Here is a 17774-nt window from a genome sequence, read left to right as displayed (position 1 = left end):
ATCTGGACTCTATGCGGACATCACGGGGTTCTATTATTAAAGCGTTGAAACCAGGACAAACCTCCTTGGGTATTGAAATTTCTGATTCATCTATAAAAATGAGCAAAGTACTGCTGCGCGACAAAAAAGAACCGTTGATTCAGACTAATATAACTGAAGAGCTTCCGCCACATGTGATGGAAGAAGGCCGAATCAAAGAACCGCTTCGATTGATACAGACCTTGCAAACGATGATAGCACGACTAGATTCGAAGCCAAAGCACGTTCATCTGGTATTCCCTAGCCAGCTTGTTATGGTTAGGTTTCTAAAACTGCCAGATATCGCGGAGAAGGATTTGGCCAAGCTTGTAGATTTTGAGATGAAACATAACATTCATTTGCCTTTTGAGAATCCGCTTTATGATTTTGTAAAGATGAATGGGGCTACTCATAAAAAAAGAAAAACGTTGAAAAAGTTGAAAAAAGTGCCTGTTGCTCCTACGGGGAAGGATTCTTTTTTGGAGGCCGCTGCCGGGAAAGAGGATCTAGGCGGAGGCAAAGGGCTGTTTGATGATTTTCAGGAGGATGAACCAAAAGCAGAAACAGCCATTCAATGCGATGTCATGCTGGTAGCTGCACCAAAAGATATGATGGATCAATATCTTGAAGTTATGGATTCCGCAGGGATCAAGCTTACTAGCATTGAAATTAAAGCACTCTCTTTATTTCGTTTACTGCAAAGAATATCGTTGATCGAGTGGAAGGACACTTTTTTGCTTGTTGATTTGAATGAGAATGCTGGTGATCTTAGTATTTTTAATGGTGAGGAGCTCAAGATTACTCGCAGTATTCCACTCAATTTCGCAGTAAAGCCGGATATAACCTCAGAAGTAAAAGTGAGTACGGATCAGTTGTTTGCAGAGTTTTTGAAGACTGATGGAGATTTCCGTAATCATTGCAACGATTTGGCACATGAACTTGAGCGGTTGATGAACTTTTATCGATATACGTTAAATAATCGAAATCAAGAGTTTGCTGGAGTTGTCATATCCGGTGATTTGGAAAGAATGCCTGAAATTGTCTTGTTTTTGACCGAGCGGCTGCCGATTCCAGTGCATTTGTTTCAACCTACTATCCCTTTTGAACAAAATTCGGCATCCTCAGATGTCTTTTCAATGTATGCTGTAACTTTGGGTTTAGCTCTTAGGGGGGCTGAATCATGAAAAATATTAACCTGCTCCCCAAGATACCTAGAGCTAGACGCATATTTTTACCTGTACTTATGGCTTCCACTTTACTTTTTCTGATGCTATCATCGACATTTCTTTATGCGGGTCACTACTTTAAAAGCAACTTGCAAAACGTAAAGGCGCAAATCGCTTTAACGAATGCTTCCATTCAAGCTTTAACGAATCAGCGTCAATTGGATGAACAAACGCTCAATTATCAAGCCTTACAAGCCGAGATTGATAAGTTAAAAAAGAAAAGAATCGATTGGATTCCCGTTTTTGAGGTCCTTTCCTCAAAGCTTCCGGCCACAGGACGAATTTTGTCTGCGGAAATACCGAAAGATGAGAACAAGGAAGTTAAAAACGGAATATCTGCTGCCGCAACTCAAGTTGATCTGATGAAAGTGAATTTGAAGCTGGAGTTCGCAGCTTTATCATCGGTAGCTGACTATATCTCCTTGCTGCAGAGATCATCACTTATTGAATCGGTTTCGATTCAATCGGCTGTTAAAATGGAAAAAACATTTGTTACGGCAGCGGTGAATTCTCAATATCCTGCTCCACCCGCAAAGAAATATAATGTATATGAAGTAACTTTAGAAATCACACTGAAAAATCCTGTTGAGAAGAAGTAGGGGGCTTATGAATAAAGAACAATGGAATAAGCTCATAGGTCGATTGAGATCTCCGGCAACCATCTTGATTTTGGTTCTAATTGCAGGATGCTTGTTCAATGGATATATCGTTGTTAATTATGTGCTTCCGCCTTCAAAGCAGCATTTAACGCTAGAAATGCAATTAAATAAGGTAGAGCTAGAGAAAAGCCGCATCCAGCAGCGTCCTATTCCGAAAAAGGTGGCTGATGACGAAATTCAGAAAGCTCTTTATCAAGTACCTACAAAAGAAGAGTTGCCGCGTTTACTTTTAAGCATTAGAGGGTTAGAGCAGCAAGCGGGGTTAACGATTCATTCAATCAAATTCGGCGATAAAGAACCGGACATTTTAGCAAGCAGTTTAATAAATGCGAATGGTCAAGCCAACGTTCCTTCGGGTTACACAACAAATTCGAATGGCACTCAACAAGCAGCGCCTTCAGCTAGTCCGGCAGCAGGAACTAAACAGCAAAGCCAGCAACAAACCGTATTAATGGAAGAATCTTTCACTATACAAGTATCGGGTACGTATCCTCAAATCATTGACTTTATGAATAAGATTCAACAAAGTGAACGTTTTATTGCTATTCAAAAGTGGAACTGGCAATCACCTTCAGCAGCAAGCAGCATAGAAACTCAAACGGGCATAACGAATAAAAATGCAGAGGGAAACAGTTCTTTACCAGATAAGACAGTAGAGCATGAAATGAAGGTGTGGGCTACTTTACAATGCTCCTTTTATTATGCTCCATCTTTTATAGGGAAATTGAAAGAACTGCCGCCAGTACCAGTGAATGAGCCGAGTAATCGAACGAATCCGGTCACAACGGATGAAGAGTATTTCAAACAGCTTCAGCAATTACAAGCATCTCAGCCAGTCAAATAATTTGAAAAGGGGATACCTGAATGAAAAGGAAGCACAAGCTGATGCTGTCAATTGGAATGATTGGCATATTCACGATGAGCGGTTCAGCATGGGCGGAAGACCAGTTTCGGAACGTTGAGGTGTTCTTCCAAAGAGTTAACATCGCGATTAACGGCCAGCAAGCCAATCTAAGCAAAGACTCCATCTTATATGAGGGTTCCGTATACGTGCCTCTACGCAGTCTATCCGAAATGTTAGGCGCGCAGGTTGGGTGGGATAATGAGACCGGGACCGTGCATCTTGATTTTATTAAAGATAATAAAAACACGCTCTTTACGGCATCACAAAAAGGGATCTATCAATATGTAGCTATTCAAAATAATCAAATTACCAAAGATTTAATTCCTATGTTTAAAAACACAGAATTTGACAATATGAAATATATTGTTGAGCGTTATGCGGCTCTTAGCAAAATTGTTAAAAACATAGATGATAACACGATGTCCCAAACCTCGACAAAATGAAAGCTGCTATCATTCTATTGCAAAGCGGCTGGGTGAAAAAAAATACCGATGATTATATGCTGGCTTGGACGATATACAGTAAGAATGCGGAGCTATTAAACAATGATTTAACAATGAAATTAGCAGATTCATATAAATTTGAACTAGTTGAAAAGTCTAATAAAAATTGAAGCTGATTGAAGAGAGAAGGGATGCAAATGCTAAGAAATGAAAAAGGGCTCACATTACTTGAAGTGCTGGCAGCTTCAGTTATTTTAAGTCTTGTTGTCCTCATGTTTCTAAATATTTCATCCTTTTCTTTAATGTCGAATAAAAATGATGAATTGCGAGTGAATGCGCTGCGGCTAGCGGAGCAGAAGTTGAATGAATATAGGAGTACTTATGCTGCTGCAGTGCCTGTTTTACAAAATTGGGTAGATATTAACCTTAACCCTTTAGATCCTGCTTCACCCTACAGTGTGTATGTTCAACAATCCGGAGTGCAAAATCAAACATTCTCAACAGCTGCATTCGCGACTCGGAAATTTGTTTCACTTCAAAGTATAGTCCTGTTCAAAGATACCAGCACAGTCCCCGCTACGCTGGTTCCAAGAGTTATGACTGTAACTGTTTATTGGGGGGTGGCAAATTGAAAAATGAACGAGGTTTAACCTTAATAGAGGTGCTGGCGACTCTGACCATAAGCAGTGTTTTGTTGGGAGTAGTCCTTATGCTGCTTTCTTCTACAAGCCTTCAATCCAAAACAAGCGCAGAGAAATTTAATTCTGATGCTGAGATCCGTAAAACGATGGATACGATTGCGAAAGAGTTAAGCGATTCTAATCAAGCGTATGCCGCAGCGAATGATTTCCGCTATGTGACGTATGCTTCTGGTGCTAAAGAGGTGAAATCGCTATATTACAATGCTGCTGATCAAACGTTAACGAGTTATCTTTTTAATTCAGCTAACATTCAGGACAATGTATCTTTAGCTACGCCTGGCATTTATACGAAACCTAGAGTTCTTACCTCACATCTTACAGGAGTGCAGTATTTGCCTACTTCAGGAACTACACCAATTACAGGGAATTTGAGTGGCGGTTCTGCATTCAGAATGGTTTTGACTTTTACATTCCAGCGTTCAAAGTTGTCCGGAGGATCTGAAAATTACACTGTACAAAGAGAGACAGGATTCAAGATTTTGCAATATTGAAAATTTAGCTAATATGTTGTAGCTGTTCATCTGACCGCTTAGGTTATGGGACAGCTCTTTTTTTATGCAGAAAAAAGCCCTGATGCTTTCCAAAAACATGGCACAGGGCTTGAGTTGAGTATATTTTTATTGACGAATAGGCGTCCAATCTTTGGGAGGTGTTGATCCGCCGCCGCTTGCTGATCCGCTAAGATCTAAAGAGGTTTGGCCGGTGGTTCCTGCATTTATAGTACTGTTATTTTTAAAGTCAATGGTTGCCCCTACAGCAATAACTCCGCCAGCAGTAATATTTATCTTATTATGTGCGATGAGATTATTTTCTACAAGTACGTCTCCTGATTTAATGTTAAGTATCGAATCATTTTTTAATTCAATTTCTCCAGCAGCAAGAGCTCCGGTATTAGTAGTTATGTTAGCTTTGTTAGGAGCATAAAATTTTTCATTGATCGTGAAACTCTTTGAAGTAATATCAGAATCATTCTTGATTGTAAAATTATTGGCATAGATGCTGTTGTCCGCAGTAATATTTGTTTGATTTTCAAAATCCATGTTTCCTTCTGCCCACAGATCTCCGTACTTGCCATTTGTCGCCTGAAAGATAGTTAATTGGCTACTATTATTTCTACTAATGATAGTGCCTGTTCCTGAAGGATTAGCTGAGGTTTTATTTGCAATTAGACTTCCATAAATCAATAAGTTGGAACTGTCACTAATATCGATATTATCTGCGATAAGTATAACGGGTTTTGCTGGTGTACCTATAGAAAAAGTTCCGCTAAAGGATAAAGTTCCTGGTCTGTATATAATGACAGGGTTATTTGCACTTGAATTAATATTTGTAATGATATTAGCCATGGTACAAGCTGTACAAGTTATCAAAGTTGGGTTCGTTAAATAACCATCAACTGCTTTATTTGTAGCGCTTGTAATACCATCAATATAAGTAGCAATTGCGTCTTTGATGGTCGTATTCTTTATAGCAGAAATATTGCTACCTGTACCATAGAGGACGTTGCCACCTGAAGGAATTGCTACTTTTTGCCCATCGGTCAATACCTTTGTTCCTCCGCTAGCGGGTTCAAAAGTAGATATTTGATATTTAATTTTTTTGGAATGAACGGAGTTGTTAACACTCGCCATAAATATAACGTCATAATCATTGTCCGAAGTGAGTGGAAGCGTAACTGTGGTTTCAGGATTAGAATCTTTGACAATTACATATTGGTTAAAGGTTAAATTCGTTCCTTCAGGTAATTGGATCGTTTTAGTACCCCATCCTAAACCAACTGTTCCTGAACCTTCTCCATACTTATTAAAATAAGTTTTTCGATCCATGCCATTCCCGTAAACGGGATATTGTTGCAAGTAATTCATAAAAGCTTCCATACCGCTAACTGCAAGGTCGGTCGCCTTTTTCTCATATTCAGTTTGCACATTGGAAAGTTGAGTCGTTGATGACGAGGCAAGTATAACAGGTGTTGTTATCATAAGGACTAGGAGGATAAGAAGCACATAGGTTAGCACATTTCCTCTTTCATTTTTGAGTAGATTGAGAAGATTCATTGTGAACTCTCCTTTCTTATGGATTACAGCCTAGACGGTTCACCCATACCCCTATTATATCGAATAAAAAAAGGCTGGTATAGTACCGAAGTACTAGATCAGCCTTTTTCGCTATTACAAGGTTATACCAAATCCACCTGCGAAAATTGTTTCGCTTATCGGACGTCGTGTAGATTGAATTTCGCGTTCTTGGAACTTCTCTGGGAGCGCTTCTTTCGGACCGCGATAGCCAATGGCGATAACGGCATGAAGCTCGTATTCCTCAGGTATTTGCAAGGTTACACGGGCTTGATCACGGTCAAAGCCACCCATAGCGTGGGTGATAAGACCTTGATTGTTGGCCTCTAATGCGAGATAGCCCCAAGCTGTCCCAGCATCGAAAGCATGACTTGGGTTGTTGCTGCCTTTTGGTGTTTTGGTATGTGAAATGACAAGAGTGAGGATGGGAGCTTTTTCACACCATTCCCGGTTGGCTGGCGCAATAAAGCTGTGAAATTTGGCTCGATGCTCCTCGGTGCGGGCAATAATGAAGCGCCAAGGCTGCAGATTACTGCCGGAAGGGGCCCATCGTGCAGCTTCAAAAAGGCTAAGGAGTACATCTTCTGTCACTTCTTGATCGGTAAATGAGCGTGGTGACCAACGAGTTAGGAATTGTGGGTTGATTTCATGGTCTGGTTGGCGATTGGAGTCAATTTCAATCGGTAAAGAAGCTGTCATTATCTATTCCTCCTTATTAATGTAATCTTCCTAATTTTACCTGATTTCAAAACGTTTTACGAGTTTCTAAAATTTACCTTGAATAGTATGGTACTTCGCGAATATGGCAAAGCTAGTTGTTATGAAATATAGTACCAAGAAGAGGTGCGAGGAACCGTGAATTTTACTAGTCATGATGTCATTATTATTGAAAGAGCTCTAAGAACCGCGATGAAACATGATAGGGAAGAGCAGCGTTCAAGAGATTATCAGGAAGTTCTGCTCAAAATGCAAGAAAGTGCGAAACAAGCGCTTCATGTCAATTCGCAGCTTGCAATCGCTGATCATGACGGAATTCGATATGATTATGATGATTCATCCGATCTGATGTAGACATACGAACGTATATTCTGTAAAATGGAAGAAACGATGATGGTAAGGAGATTCGACGTATGAATCCTTTAACTGGTAAGGTTTCTTCTATGATAGAGATGATTGATTGGCTCAGCAAAGATCCAGAAATCATGTCACAAGTAACATATTGGCATACCATACCCCCGCGTGATCCCAAGCTGGCTGAATTTCCAGATGGATTGCACGAGGGTATTCGGACTGCACTTCATCATAAACACATAAAAAAACTCTATACACACCAAGCGGAGTCGTTCCGTCAGGTGACGGCCGGTCATCATGTGGTTACTGTGACACCAACGGCTTCGGGTAAGACCCTTTGTTACAATTTGCCCGTTCTGCAAAAAATTCTCGAGAACGATGCTTCTCGTGCTCTATATTTATTTCCTACAAAAGCGTTGGCGCAGGATCAGGTTGCAGAGCTGCAGGAAATGGTCGACTTTATGGAGGTTGATATTAAGACGCATACCTACGATGGAGATACACCGCCGACGGTAAGACAGGCTATTCGGAATGCCGGACATATTGTCGTCACGAATCCGGATATGCTTCACTCTGCGATACTTCCGCACCATACGAAGTGGGTAAAGCTGTTTGAGAATTTGAATTATATCGTGATTGACGAGGTGCATTCGTACCGTGGGGTTTTTGGCAGTCATGTCGCGAATGTGATTCGTAGACTGAAGCGTATTTGTCGATTCTACGGCTCGAAACCGCAATTTATTTGCGCATCGGCAACGATCGATAATCCCAAAGAGCATGCGGAGCGACTCATTGGCGAAAGCGTAACGCTGATCGACAATAACGGAGCGCCGGCAGGCGAGAAGCACTTCGTTTTTTATAATCCGCCAGTAGTGAATCAGCAGCTGGGAATTCGTAAAAGCTCTGTCTTGGAGACGCGCAAGCTAGCGGGAACGCTGCTGCGGAGCGGGATCCAGACGATTGTTTTTGCTAGGAGCCGCGTGCGCGTGGAGATTTTGCTGACCTACCTGCAGGAGCTCGTGACTCACGAGCTGGGCAGCAAATCGATCCGCGGCTACCGCGGGGGCTATCTCCCGAAGCTTCGCCGGGAGATCGAGAGAGGCCTACGCAGCGGGGAAATACGCGGCGTTGTAAGCACGAACGCGCTGGAGCTGGGCATCGACATTGGCCAGCTGCAAGCGTGCGTGCTCAATGGCTATCCGGGCACGATAGCCAGCACTTGGCAGCAGTCCGGGCGTGCCGGACGCCGGCAGGAGACCTCGCTGACGATTCTCGTCGCGAGCAGTAATCCACTGGATCAATACTTGATCCAGAATCCGCGGTATTTCTTCGAGCGGCCGCCAGAGCAGGCGCGCATTCATCCAGACAATTTGATCATCCTCGTGGATCATGTGAAGTGTGCAGCTTATGAGCTGCCCTTTGAAGCGAATGAGAAGTTTGGTGATGAATCCCTCACTGATGTCCTCGAATATTTGACGGAGGAGCAGGTGCTTCATCAGGTAAATGATCGTTGGTACTGGATGGAGCAGTCATTTCCAGCTCATAACATTTCTTTGCGTTCAGCAGCGCAAGAAAATTTCATAATTATCGATATGACAAATGCAAACAGAGTCATTGGGGAATGTGACCGTTTCAGTGCACCAACACTTATACATGAAGAGGCTATTTATATTCATGAAGGTATCCAATTTCAAGTAGAAAAGTTGGATTATGAAGAGAAGAAAGCCTATGTTCGCCAAGTCAATGTTGACTATTTTACCGATGCGAGTTTAGCTGTGCAGCTTAAAGTGCTGCATGTGAATCGGGAAGGCCGTGTTGGCGGGTTACTGCGTCAACTGGGAGAGGTTACGGTTAATGCCCAACCAACGATCTTCAAGAAAATCCGTCTGAGAACGCATGAAAACATAGGTTCTGGACCTATACGTCTGCCTGAAGAAGAGCTGCATACAAGCTCGTATTGGTTCACTTTTGACGAGGAGATGTCGGCTGGCCGTTCGGCCAATGACATGCAGCATGCACTGCTTGGCATTGCGAACGTCCTGTCGCATCTTGCGCCACTGTATTTGATGTGCGACCCGATGGATATTCGGGTCGTTCCGCAGGTGCGCGCGGTGCATAATAAGCTGCCGACGGTGTTTTTCTACGACCGCTACCCAGGCGGCGTTGGTCTTAGTGATCGGCTGTATGAGGTTCACGGACAGCTCATGGATCAAGCGCGCAGCCTGATTGAGAGCTGCGGCTGCATCAGCGGTTGTCCGGCTTGCGTCGGACCGATTGAAGAGGTCGGGCTGCTTGGGAAGAAGCTCGCCTTGGAGCTGCTGGCGCAGCTGGATGGCGGTGCCCGATGAGCGGGCTCCGCGAGAGGCTCGGCCGCCTGAGGGGACCTGCGGCGGCGCAGGCAGCACCGCCGCTTCTGCCTGCGGCAGACGGCGAGTGGGCGCAGCTTGGCGCCCATGTGGAGACGAGCCCGGCGGGCTCGTTCGTCATGCGGCGCCGTGTGTACGGCGCGGACAGCGTGCACGGCAAGTATCGGCTGCGTGAGCTAGCCGATGTTGCGCAGCAGCTGACCTGCTTTCACGACCGTGACGCCGTCGTTCGGCACGAAGCGCTGCTCTTCTTCGACACCGAAACGACCGGACTCGGTGTCGGTGCAGGCAATGTGCCGTTCATGGTGGGCATCGGCTTTTATACCGGTGAGCTGTTCACGGTAGAACAGCTCTTGATTCGCAACCCAGCGGAAGAGCAGGCTATGCTTGTTTATTTGCAAGAGCTGCTCGACCGCTTCACGCATATTGTCTCTTATAATGGCCGCACGTTCGATTGGCCTATTCTAAAGAACCGCTATGTCCTTAATCGACTCACATTGGTCGATTCTAAGCTGCTTCAGCTTGATCTCCTTTATCCCTCTCGCAGTTTATGGAGAAACACACTGCCTTCCTGTCGTCTGAGTAAAGTTGAGGAGAGCCGCTTAGGTTTTGAACGAGTTGATGATGTTCCGGGATCCATGGCACCCGCCTTTTATTTTCAATATTTGGCGGAGAAAAATCCATCTGTGCTCGAAGGCGTATTCGTTCATAATGAGCACGATATCGTTACATTGGCTGCGCTAGCCATCCATTTCGGCAAGCTTTTGAGTGGAGGTAGTGGAGTCGCGGGGAAAACGGCGCTTGAACCTCATCCTGAACAGGACATTGAGTTCGACCTAGAAGAACTATTCCGAACAGGCCTTTGGCTTGACAAAATGGGTCGTTCTGCCATAGCTGAAAACTATTTAGATGAATTATTTGCCAGGCTAATGAATGATCTAAGGTCTGTTAATACAACTGATCAAGAATCAGCCATTCTCCTTTTGGCAGCTTTTTATAAGAAAAAAGGTGAATATCTTCGTGCCGTAGTATTATGGAAACGATGGATCGTTATTAAAAATGCGAGTATTGCGCTTCAATTGGAGCCTTATCTGGAGCTTGCTATGTATTTCGAGCATCGGGAGAAGAATTTGGTTCAGGCGATATTTTATGCCGAGGAGGCTTGGGCTAAGCTCTGGCGCCGCCGTTCGCTTCACCGTGGAGATAGCAAGCAAAACGAGGTCGAAGAAGCGCTAGAGAAACGTATCCGCCGACTAAAAGACAAGTTGAGGAAGACGGAAAGTCTGACATCAAAGCAGTCATCGTCTTCTGTGAAGGGAAGCAAGTCAACGAAAACACGCAAAATGAAACCGGTATACGTGAGTGAAGGTTTAATTTAAGAGTAGATGTTCCCATAAATGTTACTCTCCGTCTATCCGCCGTTTACTTTCCCCTTCATTTGGTTATACAAGGAAGAAAACGGCAAGGAGAGTGTGCCATGCCCGAGCTTCCGGAGATGGAAACGTATCGTCAGCAGTTGACGCCTTTGGTTCAAAATGCCCCAATTACCGGGGCTGAGGTTTCACGCCCTAAATCATTAAATGTGGAACCGGATGGTTTTATTCGTAAGCTAACGGGTAACCGTATTATACGTATTGATCGCAGAGCTAAACATTTGCTGTTTCACTTGGTATCTGGCGAAGTTTTGTTATTGCATTTAATGCTCGGCGGTTGGATGTTCTATGGTACTGAGGAAGAGAAGCCGGATCGGACAACACAAGTTGTGATCCATTTTGGCACGAAGCACTTATATTTCATCGGATTACGGTTAGGGTACTTGCACATGCACTCGCTTTCTGAGGTTGATTCACTTCTAAGTAAATTAGGTCCGGAGCCTTTGGAAGCTAGCTTTACTTTTATAAAATTCCAGAAGGTGCTGAAAAGTAAGCAAAGCAACCTTAAAGTATCACTCGTCGATCAGTCGTTTCTTTCAGGTATCGGGAACTGCTATTCCGATGAGATTTGCTTTTACGCGGGTATTTTGCCTCTGCGTAAGCTGCCTTCTCTGACTGAAGAGGAGCAAAATCGCTTATTTCAAGCGATGCGCTCGGTTCTCCTCGAAGCTATTCATTTCGGCGGATATATAGAGGAGCCTCTGTTTGTTGGGGACCGTTTGACAGGACAATTTGATGCAATGTGTCGTGTATATGATCGAGAAGGGGAGCCTTGTTTGCGTTGCGGACATCCTCTAATTAAGGCAGAGGTTTCTAGTCGCAAATGTTTCTATTGTGCTAACTGTCAAGCATGAAAGGGCTGATTGGTAATGTTTATTGGCGCTCATGTTAGTACACGTGGCGGTTATTTAGGTGCGGCTAAGACCGCTTTGTCTATAGGGGCAAATGCCTTTCAATACTTTCCAATGAATCCGCGCAGTCTTTCTACCAAAATAGTAAATCAACGAGATACAAACGCATGCGCGCAATTCTGCCTTGAACATGACATTTTATCGATCGGGCATGCGCCATATCCGCTTAATCCAGCGGCTGAAGATGTTGAGCGGGACCTGATGGTGAAGCTTTTGAAGAATGGCTTGGAAATTACCGATGCCTGCGGATCGGTTGGGCTAGTGGTTCATTTTGGAAAATATGTTGGAAAAGACCCGTTACAAGGCTATAAAAATATAATACAATGTTTGAATAGCGCGACTCAGGGATATGAGGGTTCCTCCTTAATATTGCTTGAGAATCAAGCTGGAGAAGGTGCTCAGCTTGGTCTGACCATGGAAGAAATGGTTCAGGTGCGCAAGCTTTGTCAGGCTCCGGAGAAAATCGGCTTTTGCTTGGATACGTGTCATGCGTTTGCTAGTGGTCTATGGCAGGGTCATAATTGGTTGGAACTTGAGTACAAGGGTAAACAGCTTGACTATCTCCCGCACCTGAAAGCCGTTCATTTGAATGATTCGGTCCATCCGTATGGTTCTCACCGAGATCGCCATGCGAATATTGGGACGGGATATATAGGCCGTGAGAATTTACAGCAGATGCTAACCTCTTCTTTTTTGAAGCACATTCCAATCGTTCTCGAAACAGGATCAGGTAGTGACGGTACCCATTTTCATGAGATAGCACTTGTGAAATCTTTGGTAATGGGTAATTAATTACTTAGCAGCATGAACAGGAAAGGAAATCCGATCATGATTCATGTATACTTAGATGACTTGCGTCCTTGTCCTCAAGGATTTGCATTAGCCAAAGATGTCAAAGAATGTTTATTACTGCTCGAAGAGTTTGAAGTCGATATCTTATCGTTAGATCATGATTTGGGATGGACTACGACGCAGACTGGCATGGATGTCGTCATTTGGCTGGTTCAGCAGCGTAAATTTCCAAAAACGATTTATATTCATACCTCCAGCCCTACGGCTTGTACGGCCATGTATCAAATGTTATACACAGCCAAAACTGATGGGATGAATTTATACCCTCACCGGATCCCAGACGATTTGCTCATGCAAATTGCTCAAGGGAAGTATACGGGTGAAGCGTAAAAAGAAAGGAATCTACCGTTATATGATACATTTGTCGAATATTCATTTTATTCGAGGAGAACGCCATATTTTAAAAGATGTGAATGTACACATGGGGCCAGGTGAACACTGGGTACTGTTAGGGCGCAATGGTTCAGGCAAAACTACATTACTTGAAATGATAAATGGATATGAATTCCCAAGTCGGGGTACGGTAGACGTGCTGGGTAACCGATATGGACAATGTGATGTGAGGGAAGTACGCAAAAAAATCGGCTACATTTCGCAGTCTTTATTCGAGAAACTGAACCTTAACGATCCCGTCCTCGAGGTAGTCGCTACCGGTGAGTATGCTTACCTTCGGTTTTATCAGGAAATTCCTCAAGACGTGAAAGATCGTGCTCTGGTCATGTTGGAACGAGTTCGAATTCCTCATTTGGCCCATCAGCCATTAGGAAAGCTTTCGCAAGGGGAACGTAAAAAAGTCATGCTTGCGAGATCACTCATGATGAAGCCTTCAGTCCTCATTATGGACGAACCAGCGGCAGGATTAGATTTATACGAGAGAGAACGTTTCCTAACGGATGTGAACGACCTGAGCAAGCAGAACATTACGGTCGTATACGTGACCCATCATATCGAAGAAATTATCCCTTTATTTACGCATGTTGCTATTATTGAACAAGGTGAATTAATTGCTGCTGGGCGCAAAGAAGAGGTACTGACACCAGATAATATTCGGAAAGCTTTTGACGTTGATATCACATTGGAATGGTTTCAAGAACGGCCATGGATTAAGGTTATTGAATAGAGATTGCAGATTACATAAAGGATGCGGCTATGACACATTTAACAACATACATTGGTACCTCGAATCATGGGTTCGCGCAATATGCACAAGATGAAATTCGTAAATTATTTCCGTTGACCAAGTTTACTTTGTTGGTACCGACAGAAGTATTTTTATTCGAAGTGCCCGAGGGTACAGAAGATATGATTACAACACTCAAAGAGCAAGAGCCTATGTTTCTTAGACATGTACAGCCTGTGTTCCAAGACTGGGAACTGAGCCAAACGAATGCGGATGTCGAACATCTCAAGGGTTGGTTAAGAGACGCTTATACATCAGGTCTTATCGGTTCAGGTGAGAAAATAGCCATACAAGTGCGCAAAGAAGAACGTGCGGATGTGCCTTATGCACCTTTTTCCATTAAGGCTGCTTTAGACGAAATCATCGTTTCAGAGATCCAGGCAGAACCGGTTGTTCGGTATTCGGATCATATCATCTCTGTTTATATTAGCGCCAAAAAGCTATTCGTTGGGCTATCCAAGCCTGCAGACAATTTGTCGGATTGGTCAGGCGGAGCGATTCGCTTTATGAAGGAAGAAGATCAAATCTCTCGCGCTAAATTCAAGCTTTTGGAAGCTGAACAACGATTCGGTATTGATTTTAGTATTGCTCGAACAGCACTTGATATTGGTGCGGCTCCTGGAGGCTGGACCTCGTTATTATTAGAACGCGGTTTACGAGTTACGGCCATTGACCCTGCTGCAATGAATCCTAGACTTCTAGGCAATCGACTGCTGACGATCCATAAGAAAAATGCTGGCGATGTGAAGCTGCGGGAAAATGAGTTTGATTTGCTCGTCTGTGATATGAGCTGGGATCCTCGTCAGATGGGGCGTTTAGTCGCTGATTTACTTTATTCCTTACAAAGTGGGGGAACGGCGATTATTACGGTTAAGCTTATGCATAAGAAACCGTTCCAAACGGTTCGTGATATTTTGCGGATTTTAGAGCCATCTCTCTTCTTGCTTAAAGCGAAACAGTTGTTTCACAATCGGGAAGAATTAACCCTTTATTTGCAAAAGACGTAGAATGTGGAAAAAAATGTAGATTTTTAAGGTTGGCCCTCTTATAATCAAGGTAATTCTTACCTGATAAGGGGGTCATTTATTTATCGTGATGAGTAAACAAAATTGGATTGGAACATGTATAGGAGGAAGATATCGAATTGAATCCTTGCTCGGTCAAGGCGGTATGAGTCATGTCTATTTAGCGGAAGATATGAAGCTTAAGGGGAAGAAATGGGCGGTGAAAGAATGCTTGCCTTTTGAAGACGATATGACTTACTTTTTGGAAGAAGCGGAAATGCTGGCAAGGCTCCAACACCCACAACTGCCGCAGCTAGTTGACTATTTTACAACGGATGAGGGGAAAGGCTTCTTGGTCATGGATTATATTCAAGGACCAACCTTGCAAGATTTGTTCGAAGAGAAAGGACGAGAGTTACCAGTTACGAAAATCATCCATATCGCCTTTCAGTTATGCGATTTGTTTCACTATTTACATACGTTTCAGCCTCGCCCGATCATTTACCGTGATCTTAAGCCATCGAATGTGATGCTGAACGAGCAGGCCCAAGTGAGATTAATTGATTTTGGCGTTGCCAGACATTTCAAACACGGAAAACAATCCGATACGATGCAGATTGGGACGATTGGCTTTGCGGCTCCCGAACAATTTTTAGGTTTACAAACCGATGCGCGCTCCGATTTATTTACACTCGGCTCCATGCTGTATTACTTATTATCAGGTGGCCAGTATGCGTATATCACGCAAAAGCCGTTGGAACAATTACGACAAGATTTACCTGAAGCCTTAACCTCGACCGTAAGTTTACTCCTGCAAGAGCACCCTCAAAACCGCTGTCAATCTGCCATGGAAGTGAAAATGAGGCTTCGTTCCATCTATCCCGAACCGACAACGGTCCCTGAATCGTTTAATCAGAAAAATCAATTAATCACCCCATTACCTGATAAATTAATTGTTATCGGAGGGCTTTTTGCGGGAGTAGGTTCCACGTTCACGGCGATTTGCTTGGCGAGAACCCTTCATGCTATGCACATCCCCAACGCTGTAGTTGAGCAACCTACTATTGAACCTGACCTGTACATGCTCCTATTTGGTGATACCAAAGCCCCGAAGGATTACGCATTCGTGTCAAAGCTCATTGCAGAGCAAACCGTATCAACTACGTCGACATGGACTAACGGTTTTTCAACCTGGGTTCCCAATCATCCTGAGGGCTTTCCGAATAATTGGCAACCTGCGGATTCCTTTAAACTTCTTCATACGATCAAAAAGCCGATCGTCCTATGGGACGTATCGACTCATTGGGAGCATCCTTCGGTTCAAGAACTTTGTCATAGTGCCGATGAAATTATCGTTGTGCTAGATGCATCTCCGGGCAAGTGTAATCGGCCAAGTTCGCGAGCACTTTTCAATAGGTTTGATACGTATCAGAAACGTGGTAAAAAGGTGCATTATGTGGCTAACGGCTATTTACCAGGAAATTTTCGGAATGAATGGGTGGATTCTCTTCCGGCTGCTCCATTATGTACCCTGCCTGAAATATCACGGGCTGAAGTCATTCGTGCAGTTTGGAGAGGGGAATGTATTCAAGATCAGCCCGAGGTTTTGGAGCAGTTAAGTGTTGCGTTGGCTCCGCTGCTAAGAGTGATTTTGACCGAAGATACGTTTAGAAAAAGAGGTTTAAAGTTAAAGGCTAGAAAATCATTGTTTTCCTGGTTCAGAAAGCACGGTTAGAGCTTTTGTTTAACAGGTATACGCTCCACGCCAAAACGGTAGCGACGCATGACCATAGTAAATAGGGAACTAACAGCCAAGCAGCAAGTTTGGAATAAGGAATTGTTGCATTAATCAGAAGGAATGTGCTGATTGATACGAACGCTGTGTCTAAAAAAGCCAAACGTAAGTTTTTTAATTTAAATTCAAAAAATGTGCAAGCCTGATTCGCCAAAAAATTGATGAGTAGGATGAGGACATAGCTAGCAGCGGCTTCTTGAAATCCATCCGTTTTCGTGTAGACGATTGCTACCGAAGCTGAAATAAGCGCATACAGGATACCCCAAGCGATACCGAACAGTTTGGCCGGTGGATTATAACTTGGTTTTTTCAGACTAGCATAGTACGAAGGATCTGTTGGGAACAATACACCAGAAATTGAAAAAAGCGCATAAGTAATGAGAAACGCTACGATAAACGTTAACATTAGGCACCTCCACTCGAGTTTGTATTACTATATTACATACGATAGTCAAGTTATAACCTTAAAAGCAATAACTGTGATATGATGAGTCATAATTCGATTAGTAGCAAATAATGGGGGTTATCAAGCATGGAAAGACGATTTGCCAGAGAATCGCGATGTTTCAAAACATCGCGAATTTTTCCTACCGATGTGAATAATCACAACACGCTTTTTGGCGGAAAGCTAATGTCCTACATTGATGACATTGCTTCAATTGCAGCGCATAAACATTGCCGGAGATCAGTAGTGACAGCCTCGACAGATTCCGTTGACTTTTTGTATCCCATTCATACTTCAGACTCGGTCTGTTTGGAGTCTTTCGTTACATGGACAGGGAAAAGTTCTATGGAGGTATTCGTAAAAGTAGTAACGGAAGACCTTAAAACAGGGGAAAGAAAAATTGCCGCGACCTCTTTCCTGACATTTGTAGCACTGGATGACAATAAAGTGCCAGTCGAAGTTCCGCAAGTCGTTCCAGAAACGGAAGAAGAGACGAAGCTGCATGAATCGGCGCCACAACGAGCAGAAATGAGACGCATTCGCAGAGTTGAAAGTAAGAAGCTAGCAGGCTTTTTTACCATGAAATATCCTTGGGAATAAAAAGGATTGATTTTCGGGGAAAATGTGGTACAATTTGGATAAATTATTTCGGACAAGCGGAAGCACCGCTGATCGTGGAGATCGTATCTCCACA

The 17774-nt window shown here is 43.5% G+C and carries 20 protein-coding genes; 17 read left to right on the top strand and 3 right to left on the bottom strand.

All coding sequences use genetic code 11. The features are described 5' to 3' along the window. Positions 1-11 precede the first annotated feature (11 nt). The 7 genes from pilM to BLT91_RS12650 are packed head-to-tail and all read left to right on the top strand — an operon-like array spanning position 12 to position 4442. The gene (gene pilM / locus BLT91_RS12675) at positions 12-1202 is read left to right on the top strand and encodes a type IV pilus biogenesis protein PilM (protein WP_090821362.1); all 1191 of its coding nucleotides are present in this window, start codon (positions 12-14) and stop codon (positions 1200-1202) included. Then, a complete protein-coding gene (locus BLT91_RS12670; protein ID WP_090821361.1) occupies positions 1199-1843 on the top strand; it encodes a PilN domain-containing protein in 645 nt (214 codons plus the stop codon). The genes pilM and BLT91_RS12670 overlap by 4 nt, the downstream gene beginning before the upstream one ends. A gap of 7 nt (positions 1844-1850) precedes the next feature. After that, a complete protein-coding gene (locus tag BLT91_RS12665) occupies positions 1851-2747 on the top strand; it encodes a hypothetical protein (RefSeq protein ID WP_090821359.1) in 897 nt (298 codons plus the stop codon). Between the two features lie 20 nt (positions 2748-2767). Next, the gene (locus BLT91_RS12660; RefSeq protein ID WP_090821357.1) at positions 2768-3250 is read left to right on the top strand and encodes a copper amine oxidase N-terminal domain-containing protein; all 483 of its coding nucleotides are present in this window, start codon (positions 2768-2770) and stop codon (positions 3248-3250) included. Next, positions 3247-3420 carry a hypothetical protein gene (locus tag BLT91_RS31570; protein ID WP_175532282.1) on the top strand — a complete coding sequence of 58 codons (174 nt, stop codon included), beginning with the start codon at positions 3247-3249 and terminating at the stop codon, positions 3418-3420. The genes BLT91_RS12660 and BLT91_RS31570 overlap by 4 nt, the downstream gene beginning before the upstream one ends. Positions 3421-3447: 27 nt before the next feature. Continuing rightward, positions 3448-3882 (top strand): type IV pilus modification PilV family protein, encoded by a 435-nt coding sequence (locus BLT91_RS12655; protein ID WP_175532281.1) that lies wholly within the window; start codon positions 3448-3450, stop codon positions 3880-3882. Then, positions 3879-4442 (top strand): prepilin-type N-terminal cleavage/methylation domain-containing protein, encoded by a 564-nt coding sequence (locus BLT91_RS12650; RefSeq protein WP_175532280.1) that lies wholly within the window; start codon positions 3879-3881, stop codon positions 4440-4442. The genes BLT91_RS12655 and BLT91_RS12650 overlap by 4 nt, the downstream gene beginning before the upstream one ends. 126 nt (positions 4443-4568) lie before the next feature. Here BLT91_RS12650 and BLT91_RS12645 read toward each other — a convergent pair whose 3' ends face one another. Next, positions 4569-6005, bottom strand: a complete 1437-nt coding sequence (locus tag BLT91_RS12645) for a hypothetical protein (RefSeq protein ID WP_090821351.1) — start codon at positions 6003-6005, stop codon at positions 4569-4571. Between the two features lie 114 nt (positions 6006-6119). After that, positions 6120-6722, bottom strand: a complete 603-nt coding sequence (locus BLT91_RS12640) for a nitroreductase family protein (protein WP_090821349.1) — start codon at positions 6720-6722, stop codon at positions 6120-6122. Between the two features lie 156 nt (positions 6723-6878). On the opposite strand from BLT91_RS12640, the gene BLT91_RS12635 reads away from it, so the two are divergent. From BLT91_RS12635 to BLT91_RS12595, 9 genes are all read left to right on the top strand, one after another. Further along, complete coding sequence (locus BLT91_RS12635) at positions 6879-7094, top strand: hypothetical protein (RefSeq protein WP_254776917.1); 216 nt, start codon at positions 6879-6881, stop codon at positions 7092-7094. Positions 7095-7153: 59 nt separating this feature from the next. Beyond that, positions 7154-9442 carry a DEAD/DEAH box helicase gene (locus BLT91_RS12630; protein WP_090821345.1) on the top strand — a complete coding sequence of 763 codons (2289 nt, stop codon included), beginning with the start codon at positions 7154-7156 and terminating at the stop codon, positions 9440-9442. Beyond that, on the top strand, positions 9439-10839 hold the full coding sequence (locus BLT91_RS12625) for a ribonuclease H-like domain-containing protein (RefSeq protein ID WP_090821340.1): 1401 nt from the start codon (positions 9439-9441) through the stop codon (positions 10837-10839). Before BLT91_RS12630 ends, BLT91_RS12625 begins: the two co-directional genes overlap by 4 nt. A gap of 98 nt (positions 10840-10937) precedes the next feature. Beyond that, complete coding sequence (locus BLT91_RS12620; RefSeq protein ID WP_090821338.1) at positions 10938-11747, top strand: Fpg/Nei family DNA glycosylase; 810 nt, start codon at positions 10938-10940, stop codon at positions 11745-11747. Positions 11748-11762: 15 nt separating this feature from the next. Further along, complete coding sequence (locus BLT91_RS12615) at positions 11763-12596, top strand: deoxyribonuclease IV (RefSeq protein ID WP_090821336.1); 834 nt, start codon at positions 11763-11765, stop codon at positions 12594-12596. A 36-nt stretch (positions 12597-12632) separates the two neighbouring features. Next, positions 12633-12986, top strand: a complete 354-nt coding sequence (locus BLT91_RS12610; protein WP_090821334.1) for a cyclic-phosphate processing receiver domain-containing protein — start codon at positions 12633-12635, stop codon at positions 12984-12986. Between the two features lie 22 nt (positions 12987-13008). Beyond that, positions 13009-13776, top strand: coding sequence for an ABC transporter ATP-binding protein (locus BLT91_RS12605; RefSeq protein WP_090821764.1), 768 nt, complete (start codon positions 13009-13011; stop codon positions 13774-13776). 29 nt (positions 13777-13805) lie between these two features. After that, a complete protein-coding gene (locus BLT91_RS12600) occupies positions 13806-14843 on the top strand; it encodes an SAM-dependent methyltransferase (RefSeq protein WP_090821332.1) in 1038 nt (345 codons plus the stop codon). A gap of 88 nt (positions 14844-14931) precedes the next feature. Continuing rightward, positions 14932-16575: a serine/threonine-protein kinase gene (locus BLT91_RS12595; RefSeq protein WP_090821330.1), complete on the top strand. Its 1644-nt coding sequence runs from the start codon at positions 14932-14934 to the stop codon at positions 16573-16575. On the opposite strand, the gene BLT91_RS12590 is transcribed toward BLT91_RS12595, so the two are convergent. Next, a complete protein-coding gene (locus tag BLT91_RS12590) occupies positions 16559-17041 on the bottom strand; it encodes a TspO/MBR family protein (RefSeq protein ID WP_090821327.1) in 483 nt (160 codons plus the stop codon). The genes BLT91_RS12595 and BLT91_RS12590 overlap by 17 nt on opposite strands. Before the next feature lie 126 nt (positions 17042-17167). Here BLT91_RS12590 and BLT91_RS12585 point away from each other — a divergent pair, with 126 nt between their 5' ends. Beyond that, the gene (locus BLT91_RS12585) at positions 17168-17680 is read left to right on the top strand and encodes an acyl-CoA thioesterase (protein ID WP_090821325.1); all 513 of its coding nucleotides are present in this window, start codon (positions 17168-17170) and stop codon (positions 17678-17680) included. The last annotated feature ends 94 nt before the right edge of the window (positions 17681-17774 follow it).

It is taken from the genome of Paenibacillus sp. yr247, assembly GCF_900103825.1.
Lineage (GTDB): Bacteria > Bacillota > Bacilli > Paenibacillales > NBRC-103111 > Paenibacillus_E.
Note: the sequence above shows the minus strand (reverse complement) of the source record. Positions and strands in the feature narration are given on the sequence as shown.